Genomic DNA, 11293 nt, shown 5'->3' on the forward strand with positions numbered 1-11293 from the left:
CAGGTGAAGGCGCATATCTGACGGAATGTGCGCGGGGCCTGTCTCCTGACGATCACCCGTGGATCAACCCTGCACCGCGAGGACGACGGGTCAGGGCTCAGCCGCCACTCAACCGCACAAGAACCGCGGTGTTGGCCCGGGGCAGCGCCACACTGAGCCGCCCCTCGGCCGCGTCCCACTCGACACCGGGATCCGCGGTCGCCGAGTACAGCACCGTGGGCTGAACCCGGGTTCCGCGCAGGTGGGGGACGGCCAGCGTGCGGTCGGTGTCCGGGAGTCCGCCGGGGACCGACTCCCGCCTCCAGACCATGACATACGTGGCCTCCGTGCCCCGCAGTCCCTGGGCGATCCACTCGTCGTCCCAGCCGGGAAGGCCCAGCGGCCAGAACGGGTGCGCGGCACCGATCTCCGGCCGGAGGTCCTTGTAGACGGAGATCGCCGAGCGGACGAGGTCGAACTGCTCGTCGCTCATGAGGTTGAGGAAGCCGGAGAGGTGGATCCGGCCGAGGAGCGGGCCGGTGAGGGTGAAGGCGATCTCGTCGAGGCTCTGGTCCGGCTGGGGATACGCCCACACGGCGGCCTGTTCGGGTGTCGCGGCGGTGGCGGCAGCGGCGGCGATGGGCGGGTAGCGCAGCGGGTCCTGCTGGTCGCTGGTGGACTGGAGCTGGGCGACGGCCAGTTGGGCGTAGTCCATGCGCAGGCCGCCCGATCCGCAGTTCTCCAGGACGAGTCGGGGATGCCGGGCCAGGAGTCCGGCCATCCAGTCGAGGTGGGCGCGGTGGTGTCCGAGCAGTCCCGCACCGGCGCTCTCGGTCCCGTTCTCCGTGCCGGGGCCGATGTTGATGTTGTAGTCGAGCTTGAGGTAGCCGACGCCCCACTCGCCGACCAGCCGGTCCACGACCTCGTCGAGGTGGGCGCGGGCGGCCGGGTGGCGCAGGTCCAGGTGGTGCCGTCCGTGTTCCGTGACGCGCAGACCGCCGCGCCGGAAGAACGCCTCGGGCGGCAGGGTGGCGGCCAACGGGCTCCGTACGCCGACGACTTCGGGTTCGAGCCAGAGGCCCGGGGTCATGCCGTGCTTCCTGATGGCGTCCAGGACCTCCTGGATGCCGCCCGGGAAGCGGTTGGGGGCGGCCTCCCACGCGCCGACGGAGTCCCACCAGCCCTGGGCGTCGTCGTCGTACCAGCCGGCGTCGATGACGAACACCTCGGCGCCGGCGGTCGCCGCCGCCTCGATGAGGGGCAGGAGGCGTTCGGTGGTGGGGTCGCCCATCAGGGTGTTCATGTAGTCGTTGTAGATCACCGGGAGTTCGCGGTGGTCGGGGTGGTCGCGGCGGATGCCGCGCCGGTAGTCGGTGAGGGTCGCGAAGGCGGTGTCCAGGCCGCCGCTCTCCGTGCGGACGAGGACGGCGGGGACGGTGTGGAACTCCTCGCCGGGGGCGAGGACTTGGTGCCACTGGTGGTGGGCGTCGTCGGGTCCGAACAGGGCGACGTAGGCGGCGCCCTCGCGTTCGCCGGTCTCGAAGCGCCAGCCCGCGCTGGACTCGATCTGCCAGAGCCAGGCCCTGCCGTCGCGGTCGGTGAGGGCGGCGACCGGGAGGTGGCGTCCGGTGGACCAACTCCCTTGCGAGTAGCGCTCGAAGCAGCCGCGCCCCTCGTGCCCGTGGGCGACCCGGCTCAACGGAACGACCTGGTCGCGGAAGGGTGCTTGGCGCCAACGGCATTCGGCGAGCCAGTCGTTGTCCGCCCAGTGCAGGGTGAGTCCGTCGAGTCCTGCCTCGGCGTCCGAGATCCCGCCGAGCGTCAGGGTCGTCACGCTCTCCAACCGGACTGGTTCGACGCCCTCGTTGACCAGCCGTACCCGTGAGCGCAGGAAGGTCGCGCCGGGGCTCGCGTCCAGGGTGACCTCGGCGGCCAGCCCGGTCACCGGGTCCGCGAGCCGGATCGTCGTGCGCTCCAGGCCGCCGTCCCGCAGTGTCCGGGTGTCGTGGTCGCGGTAGGCCAGGCGGTCGCCGATGGCCGTCTCGATGAAGCGCTCGCCCGACCACAGGCGCCCGTGACCGGTGGCGGTGACCTCGACGAGGGGGACCAGACGGGCCCAGTCCTGGCCGGAAGTCCCCAGTCTCACCGACCCGTTGGCGTCCAGGACGGCGTGCAACCCGAGCTCCGGGTGCGACCAGATACGGGACCTCTCGGCTGTTTCGACGACGACGGTCAACGCAATTTCCCCTTCCGGGACGGTTCGGTCCTGCGGTGGCTTCGCGTGGGCGCTGAGCTGGGGATTCCCACTCGGCGGGAGAGGGGCGGATCGGGCCGCCGGGCGGGTCCGAAAGGTAAATCCCCCGTTACGGTCTCTTGACGCCCACGTTGTGACCGCTCACAATCCTCGCATGGATGTGACCGGTCACACAAGCTCCGGCGGCCACGGCGACCCCCCTCAGGGGCAGCAGAAAGCCGCCAGTATCCGCGACGTGGCAGCCGCGGCAGGCGTCTCCTACCAAACCGTTTCGCGGGTCATCAACGGCCACCCGAACGTCAAGGAGGAGACCCGCAAACGGGTCGACGCCGCCATCCAGGCCCTGGGCTTCAGGCGCAACGCCACCGCGTTCGCCCTGGCCAGCGGAGTGACCCGATCGGTCACGGTCATCACGTCGAACACCGTCCTCTACGGCTACGCGGCCACCCTGCAGGGCCTGGAGGAGGCGTCCCGCGCCGCCGGATACGCGCTCGGGGTGCGGGTCGTGACACCCGAGGACGATCTGGACCGCACGATCGCCGCCGCCGCCGACACGGGTGGCGGCCTGGTGGTGATCGGCTTCGACGCGATCGGCGCCGCCGCCCTGGACCGCGTACCGGCGCATGTGCCGTGCGCGGCACTGGTGGAGGCGCCGCGGCCGGGCCGGACACCCAGCCGGCCGGCGGTGTGGGCCGACGACCGCGAGGCGGCCCGTGCCGCCACCGAGCACTTGTTGTCGCTCGGGCACGAGACCGTCCACTACGTGGCGATCCCCGCCTCGACCGGGACCCGGCGCGTGGCGGGCCCCCGCGCCGAGGGCTGGCGCCAGGCGCTGGAAGCGGCCGGTGTCACCCCTCCCCCGCCGTCCGGCAAGGGCTGGGACGCCCAGGCCGGCTACGAGGCGGGGAAGAAGCTCGCCCGGAACCCGGACGTCACCGCGATCCTGTGCGGCAACGACGACCTGGCCCTGGGTGTGCTGCGGGCCCTGCATCACGCGGGCCGGCGGGTCCCGGAGGACATCAGCGTCATCGGCTTCGACGACGCCCCGCACTCCGCTTTCGTCACCCCGTCCCTCACCACCGTCCGCATGGACTTCCACGGGCTGGGCCGCGCCGCGTTCGGGCTGCTGCGCGCCCAACTCGACACCGATCAGCGGGAATCCGCGCCGGTACCGGCCGAACCCACCCTCGTTCTCCGGGAGAGCTCGGGGCCACGGGACACATGAGCCGGACCGGACGTCCGACCTCGCCGTATCCGTCACGTCCGCTACGTCAGCCGTACCCGCGCTCGCCGCAACCGTCAGCCGTCCTCCCCTCAGCCGTCACACATCTCCGCAGTCATCGCGCATCTCCGCACCACCGCCCCGCCTCCCTTCCGCGTACGAACAAGGATCCGCCATGAGAAGAGCCGTCTCCGTCCTTGCCACCGCCTGTGTCCTCGGGCTGACCGCCACCGCGTGCAGTGACAGCACCGGTGGCGCCACTACCGCCGCACCCGAGGGCTCGGTCAACCCGACCGCCTCCCTCAAGGGCGTCAAGCTCACCATGTGGGTCGCCCAGAACAGCGTCTCGGAGCCCAAGCAGGCCATCGACGCGTTCGAGAAGGCCACCGGCGCCAAGATCACCACCGAGGTGATACCCGACCCGTACGAGTCGAACGTCCCGACCAAGCTCGCCTCGGGCGTCAAGCCGGACCTGATGTTCTGGCAGCCCACGGGCAGCACCCTGCCGTTCGTCCAGCCGGCCAAGAACCTGCTGACCCTCGACAACGAGGACTGGGTCGCCAAGCTCGGCACCACGGAGAAGACCCTCGGCCAGGTCGACGGCCACCGCTACGCGGCCATCGTCACCAGCCCCGCGGTCCTCGGCGTCTACTACAACAAGGACGTCTTCGCCAAGGCCGGCATCACCACCATGCCCGCCGGCTACGACGAGTTGCTGGCCGACGCCGCGAAGATCAAGTCGAAGGTCTCGGGCGTGGCCCCGTTCTTCGAGGTCGGCGGCGACAAGTGGCCGCTCCAGTGGCAGGTGCAGGCCCAGATGACGGATCTGCCGCAGTCCTTCTGGGACAACCTCAACAAGAACAAGGACAGTTGGACCAACAAGACCATCGTCGACGCGATCACCAAGTACAAGACGAAGGTCCTCGACGGCGGCCTGGCACAGAAGAACTACAAGACGGCCACCTTCGTCGACCAAGGCAAGGCGATCATGGACGGCACCGCCGCGATGGCCGTCAACGTCACCGCGCTCCAGTCCGAGATCCAGGCCACCGCCAGCACGGCGGACATCGACAAGAAGCTCGGCTGGTTCCCCATCGCCAACAGCTCCGCGAAGGCCGAGTACTCCCCGGACCAGACGAACGGTGTCGTCGCCTTCAACACCGGTGACACCAAGCGGCAGAACGCGGCCCGGCAGTTCATGTCCTTCTGGCTCGGCCCCAACTACCCCGCCTACATCAAGGCCAACAAGCTCGTGTCGGTCGAGCCCTCGGTGCCCAACCCCGACGGCCTCCCGCAGACCGCGATCGCCCAGGCCAAGGCCCTGTCCAGCGCCTCCGGCGTCTTCCAGGTCAAGGCTCTCACCGCCCCCGACATGCACCTCGCGCTCGCCGACATGATCTACGGCAAGAAGACCCCGCTCCAGGTCGCCCAGGCTGCCGAGGACCAGTTCAAGCAGGTCCTCAAGGCACGCGGCGTCGCCGGCTTCTGACCGGCGCCACCGAGCCAGCCCTTCCCCCCGGGCCGCCCGTCGGCGGTGTGCCCGGGGCCGTACCGGAGGTAAGAAAGTGGTGGACACCGCCACGATGGACGCCATCGACGCCACGCGCGCGAAGGACCGAAACCGGGACGACGGCCAGGACCGGACGTCCCGGCGCACCCGCCCGCGCGGCAAGGCAAACCAGCCGTGGTGGTTCGCCCTGCCCGCACTCGCCGTGTTCGGCGTGTTCTTCCTGCTGCCGAACCTGCTGAACTTCGTCTACCCGTTCACCGACTGGTCGGCGTTCCACTCGCAGATCGGCTTCGTGGGACTGTCGAACTTCAGCACCATCCTGCACGACGGGTCGATGGCCCGTGACATCCGCATCACCCTGGAGTACGCGGTCCTCGTGGCCGTCTTCCAGAACGGCTTCGGTCTCGCCCTCGCGCTGCTGCTGGAGCGCGACACCCGCTTCAACCGCTTCTTCCGCGCGGTGTTCTTCCTCCCGGTACTGATCTCCGCGCTCGCCGTCGGCTACATCTTCCGGGCCCTGCTGGCCCAGGACGGCGCCCTCAACAGCGTGCTGTCCTCGCTGGCGGGCCACCACGTCGACACCCCCTGGCTCGGTTCGACCACCTGGACGCTGGTCGTGGTGACCCTCATCCACGGCTGGAAGTGGATGGGCCTGGCCATGCTGATCTACCTGGCGGGCCTGAAGAGCATGCCGGGCGATGTGCTGGAGGCGGCCCGGATCGACGGGGCCGGCTGGTGGCGCACCTTCTGGTCGGTCAGGTTCCCGCTGCTCGCGCCCGCCGTCACCTTCAACGTGACGACCGCGCTGATCGGTTCCATGAACACCTTCGACATCGTGCAGGCCACCACCGGAGGCGGCCCCGGCAGCGAGACCGAGGTCTTCAACATCTACATGTTCCGCATCTTCGGCCAGGGTCTGTACGCGCAGGCGTCCGCGATGAGCCTGGTGCTCTTCCTCATCGTCGTCGTCCTCGCCGTGCCCGTCATCGTCGGCCTGCGCCGCAGGGAGAACAACCAGTGACCACCGTTACCGCGTTCGCCCCTGCACACCGGCGCCCACTGCGCTGGGTCCAGCCGGCCGTCGTCCTGATCATCGCGGCCGTCACCATCGGCATCCCGCTGTGGCTGGTGGCGGTCACCTCCTTCAAACCGCAGGCCGAGGCGATCAAACCCAACCTCTCCCTGCCCCACCACGTCCAGGCCGCCGCGAACTACAAGCAGAGCTTCGACGAGGGCAAGATCGTCCAGGGCTTCGTCAACAGCCTCCTCGTCGTCGCCCCGTCCGTCGTCCTCGTGCTGCTCCTCGGAGCGGGCGCCGCCTGGGTGTTCGCCCGCCGCAAGGGCCGCCTGGTCAACACCCTCTACGCGCTGAGCATCAGCGGCCTGCTGCTGCCTCCCGCGGTGATCACCATCGTCATGGAACTGCGCCAACTCGGCCTGGCCGGCACCCGACCCGGCATGATCGGCGTCTACGCCGGGATGTACCTGTCCACGTCGATCTTCTTCATGACCGGCTTCATCCGCGCCCTCCCCGAGGAACTGGAGGAGGCCGCCCGCATGGACGGCGCGGGCCCGGTCCGGGTCTTCTTCCGCATCATCCTGCCGCTCCTGCGCCCGGTCATCGCCACCGCCACGATCATGGTGATGCTCTACGCCTGGAGCGACATCTTCTACGCCTTCTTCGTCCTCGGCGGCGGCGACAAGGCCACCCTCCCGCTCAACCTCTACCAGGTCGCCAACGCCCAGCTGTACCTCAACAACTGGCACCTGATCTTCGCCTACGTCGTGATGATGAGCCTCCCCATGGTCCTCGTCTTCGTCATAGCGCAGCGCCGCATCGTCTCCGGCATCACGAGCGGCGCCGTCAAGTAGGCCAAACAGCCCCGGGGATCGGCCTGTTGAGCCGCCCCGGTCACCCGCGAAGTACCCCGACAGCCTCCCGCAACGCCGCGGGAGGAGGAGGACAGCCATGCCTCGAACAGCCCGCAGACCCCGCTCCGTCCGCGCCCTCATGGGTGCGACGGTGGTGACCGCCGCCCTCCTGGGCACCGCGCTCGCCGTCCCCGCAGCGCAGGCGGCCACCCCGCAACTGACCGTCGACCTCGGCACCACCACCGGCGCGGTCATGCACGGAGCCAACGGCGCCCTGTACGGCCTCAGCGACGACGGCGTCCCCGGCGACAACATCGTCACGCCCCTGCACATGACGTCCATCGCGCAGAAGGCACCCGACGGCGCCCAGCACCCGAACGGTGACGCGCTCGTCGTCCAGCCGGAGTTCGCCCGCGGTGGCGGCGGCGACAACCTCATCTACATGCAGGACATCTACGCCAGCTGGCCGTACGAGAACCTCGGCCTGACGGACTACCTGTCCAAGGTCACCACGATGGTCACAAAGGTCGCGGCCCGCTCCGACGCGAGCACGTTCGTGTGGGTGCCGTTCAACGAACCGGACGGCAACTGGTACACGGGACTGGGCAGTTCGACCACGTCGACGTACAACAGCGCGCTCGCCAGCTTCGAGAGCGACTGGACGACGGTCTACAACAAGATCCGCTCGATCATCCCGAACGCGCGCATCGCCGGCCCCAACGAGACGCACTACGACGCCCGCCTGATGGGCGACTTCTACCCGTGGGCCAAGGCCAACAACGTCCTTCCGGACATGACCACTTGGCACGAGCTGGACCCCACCTCCCTCTCCAACTTCGAGGGCAACCTCGCCGCGTACCGCACCATCGAGACCAACGCCGGCATCAGCCCCCGCCCGGTCAACATCAACGAGTACGGTGACCGCCGCGACCTCTCGGTGCCGGGCCAGATGGTCCAGTGGATGTCCATGTTCGAGCGGAACAAGGTCTACGCCGACCAGGCGTACTGGGACATCGCGGGGAACCTCGACGGCAACGTCAGCCAGACCAACATCCCCAACGGCGACTGGTGGCTGCTGCGTTGGTACGCGGGCCTGACCGGCCAGACGACAAAGGTGACCCCGCCCCAGTCCAACGTCATCGACACACTCCAGGGCATCGCATCCCTCGACACCGGCCGCAAGCAGGCCCAGGTCCTCCTCGGCGGCGGCACCTCCGGCTCGGCGAACACGGTCGTGCAACACATACCGTCGTCGTTCGGCAGTACCGTCAACGTCTCGGTGGAGCGCACCGCTTGGAGCGGCTACGAGGGCGCAGGACCCGCGCCGACGGTACTGGCCCGCAACACGTACACGGTCGCCTCGGACGGCAGCATCACCGTCCCGCTGACCAACCTCGACCCGATGGCGGCCTACCGGATCGTCATCAACCCGGCCGGCACCGGCACACCCACCGCCGCGAGCACCCCGTGGTCGGCGTCGTACGAGGCCGAGAACGCGACCATCACCAGCGGCACCGTCTACACCCAGGGCAGCGTCACCAACGCCTACGGGTACGCCACTTCGGGCACCAAGGACGTCGGCAGCCTCAACCAGTCGGACAGCAAGGTCGCCTTCACCGTCACCGCCCCGACCACGGGCACGTACAACCTGAACGTCTTCTACGGCAACCAGTCCGGCGGCCCGGCGACCCAGACCCTCACGGTCGACGGCGGCTCGGCGCAGACGATCTCCTACTCGCCGACGCTGAACTGGACCTACCGCTCCACGGCCGGCGCCTCGGTCTCCCTGACGGCGGGCACGCACACGATCACCCTGGCCAAGGGCACCAACGAGGTCACCCTCGACAAGATCGACCTCACCGCGGCCTCCACCGCCGACACTTCGTACCCGGCCACCTACGCGGACATCACCGGCTCACCGACCTACACCTACACGGCCTCCGGTACGACAGGAGCGGGCGCCCTGGCCCTGACCTCGGGCACCTCGGCCGCCTTCGACGTCTACGCACCGACCGACGGCTACTACACCGTCCACACCGACTACTCCTCCAACGGCTCGGGCACCCTCACCCTGGACGGCGCCACCGCCGTGACGCTGGCCTCCACAAGCGGCACACTCACCGACAAGAGCTCGCGGCTGTACCTTTCGGCGGGCAACAACCGCATCACGGCGGCGACTTCGGGCTCGACCACGCTGACGCTCCGCGACCTGCGCGTGTCCGCGAGCGCCGACACCACGGGCGTCTCCGCGTACGAGGCCGAGAGCGCCACCCTCGCCGGAACCGCCGTCACCACCTCCGACACCTGGGCCTCCGGCGGCAAGTACGTCGGCTACATCGGCAACGGCTCGGCCAACACGCTCACGTTCCAGGTGAGCGCCGCCAGTGCCGGGCGGTACGTCATGAACGTCCGCTACGCCAACAACCAGGTCTCCGGCTCCGGGAACTACAACACCAACGTCGTCTCCCGCGCGGCCCAGATCTCCGTCAACGGCGGCACCGCGCAAACCGTCATGTTCCGCAACAACTACAGCTGGTCCACCTACTGGGACCTCCCCGTCCCGGTCACCCTCACCGCCGGCACCAACACGATCAGCTTCGCCAACGCGAGCGCCTACGCACCCAACATCGACCGCATCACCGTCGCGCCGGTCTCCGGCTGACCTCAACTTCCTTCGGGGTCCGGCCAGTTGAGCCGGACCCCGAAGGAAGTCCCCGTTTCGTCGATTTTTTCACTACACTCCCATTCACCATTTCGAACACTGGTCGAAATCTCGAACAAAGGAGGGTCCGGCGGTGACCACCGAGCACCTCGATCACACCCATCCCGACACCTACGTCATCGGAGTCGACTACGGCACGCTGTCCGGACGGGCCGTGGTGGTCCGCGTCCGCGACGGCGAGGAACTGGCCACCGCCGAGCACCCGTACACCCACGCCGTCCTCGACCGGGCCCTCCCCGACGGCACCCCGCTGCCGCCCGACTGGGCGCTCCAGGTCCCCTCCGACTACATCGACGTGCTGCGCGTCGCCGTACCCGAGGCACTGGCCCGCTCGGGTGTGCGACCGGACCAAGTCGTGGGCATCGGCACCGACTTCACCGCCTGTACGGTCCTGCCGGTCCTCGCCGACGGCACGCCCCTGTGTGAACTCCCCGACCTCACCAGCCGCCCGCACGCCTATGTCAAGCTGTGGCGCCACCACGCCGCACAGGCCCAGGCGGACCGCATCACCGAACTCGCCGACGCCCGCAAGGAACCCTGGCTCAAGCGGTACGGCGGGAAGATCTCCTCGGAGTGGGAGTTCGCCAAGGCTCTGCAGCTCCTCGAGGAGGACCCGGAGCTGTACGAGTTGACCGAGCGGTGGGTGGAGGCCGCCGACTGGATCGTCTGGCGCCTGTCCGGCACCTACGTCCGTAACGCGTGCACCGCCGGGTACAAGGGCCAGTTCCAGGACGGCTGTTACCCCTCCCCCGACTACCTCGCCGCACTCAACCCCGGCTTCGCCGACTTCGTGACCGACAAGCTGGAGCAGCCGATCGGCCAGCTCGGCGACCGCGCGGGCGGGTTGACGGCCGAAGCGGCGGCCTGGACGGGCCTGCCGGAGGGCATCGCGGTGTGTGTCGGGAACGTCGACGCGCATGTGACCGCGCCCGCGGCCACCGCCGTGGAACCCGGCCGGATGGTCGCCATCATGGGCACCTCCACCTGTCATGTGATGAGCAGCGACCAGTGGGCCGAGGTGCCGGGGATGTGCGGGGTGGTCGAGGGCGGCATCCTGCCGGGGCTGTGGGGTTACGAGGCCGGGCAGAGCGGGGTGGGGGACATCTTCGGCTGGTTCGTGCGCACCGCCTTCCCGGCGTCGTACGCGGAGGAGGCCGCCGCGCTGGGCCGTGACCCGCACGAACACCTCACCGCGCTGGCCGCCGAACAGCGGGTGGGCCAGCACGGGTTGATCGCCCTGGACTGGCAGAGCGGCAACCGGTCGGTTCTGGTCGACCACGATCTCAGCGGTGTCGTGGTGGGCCTGACCCTGTCCACCCGCCCCGAGGACGTCTACCGCGCTCTGCTGGAGGCGACCGCGTTCGGCACCCGCACGATCATCGAGGCGTTCGAGACGTCCGGCGTGCCGGTCCGTGAGCTGATCGTCGCGGGCGGGCTGATGAAGAATCCGCTGCTGATGCAGATCTACGCCGACGTCACCCGCCTCCCCCTCGGTGTCATCGACTCGGCTCAGGGTCCCGCGCTGGGTGCGGCGATGCATGCGGCGGTCGCGGCCGGGATGTATGCGGACATCCGGGCCGCCGCCCGCGCCATGGGCAAGGCGCGGGCGGCCGTCTACCGGCCGGACCCCGAGCGGGCCGCCGCCTACGACCGGCTGTTCGCCGAGTACCGGCTGCTGCACGACTACTTCGGCCGCGGCGCCAACGAGGTCATGCACCGCCTGCGCCACCTCCG

The 11293-nt window shown here is 69.4% G+C and carries 7 protein-coding genes; 6 read left to right on the forward strand and 1 reads right to left on the reverse strand.

Annotated features, from left to right (window positions below; all coding sequences use genetic code 11):
- Positions 1 to 97: 97 nt before the first annotated feature.
- A complete protein-coding gene (locus tag ACIQBL_RS32290; RefSeq protein WP_401947841.1) occupies positions 98 to 2215 on the reverse strand; it encodes an alpha-galactosidase in 2118 nt (705 codons plus the stop codon).
- Between the two features lie 172 nt (positions 2216 to 2387).
- On the opposite strand from ACIQBL_RS32290, the gene ACIQBL_RS32295 reads away from it, so the two are divergent.
- The 6 genes from ACIQBL_RS32295 to araB all read left to right on the forward strand — a co-directional run.
- Entirely contained in the window at positions 2388 to 3458 is a 1071-nt protein-coding gene (locus tag ACIQBL_RS32295; protein ID WP_401947844.1) for a LacI family DNA-binding transcriptional regulator, read from the forward strand.
- Positions 3459 to 3630: 172 nt separating this feature from the next.
- Positions 3631 to 4944: an ABC transporter substrate-binding protein gene (locus ACIQBL_RS32300; protein WP_401947846.1), complete on the forward strand. Its 1314-nt coding sequence runs from the start codon at positions 3631 to 3633 to the stop codon at positions 4942 to 4944.
- 76 nt (positions 4945 to 5020) lie between these two features.
- Positions 5021 to 5986, forward strand: coding sequence for a carbohydrate ABC transporter permease (locus tag ACIQBL_RS32305; RefSeq protein WP_401947849.1), 966 nt, complete (start codon positions 5021 to 5023; stop codon positions 5984 to 5986).
- Positions 5983 to 6837, forward strand: a complete 855-nt coding sequence (locus ACIQBL_RS32310; protein WP_401947852.1) for a carbohydrate ABC transporter permease — start codon at positions 5983 to 5985, stop codon at positions 6835 to 6837. Before ACIQBL_RS32305 ends, ACIQBL_RS32310 begins: the two co-directional genes overlap by 4 nt.
- 97 nt (positions 6838 to 6934) lie before the next feature.
- Positions 6935 to 9499, forward strand: coding sequence for a CBM35 domain-containing protein (locus ACIQBL_RS32315; protein ID WP_401947855.1), 2565 nt, complete (start codon positions 6935 to 6937; stop codon positions 9497 to 9499).
- 133 nt (positions 9500 to 9632) lie between these two features.
- Positions 9633 to 11293, forward strand: a 1661-nt coding sequence (araB, locus tag ACIQBL_RS32320) for a ribulokinase (protein ID WP_401947858.1), incomplete at its 3' end; no start/stop codon positions are given.

The organism is Streptomyces sp. NPDC088350, assembly GCF_044753545.1.
In the GTDB taxonomy this organism is placed as follows: domain Bacteria; phylum Actinomycetota; class Actinomycetes; order Streptomycetales; family Streptomycetaceae; genus Streptomyces.

What these genes read in the sequence shown, in the direction of transcription:
- ACIQBL_RS32295 (WP_401947844.1), top strand. Translation starts at nt 2,388, where the DNA reads ATGGATGTGACCGGTCACACAAGCTCCGGCGGCCACGGCGACCCCCCT.
- ACIQBL_RS32300 (WP_401947846.1), top strand. Translation starts at nt 3,631, where the DNA reads ATGAGAAGAGCCGTCTCCGTCCTTGCCACCGCCTGTGTCCTCGGGCTG.
- ACIQBL_RS32315 (WP_401947855.1), top strand. Translation starts at nt 6,935, where the DNA reads ATGCCTCGAACAGCCCGCAGACCCCGCTCCGTCCGCGCCCTCATGGGT.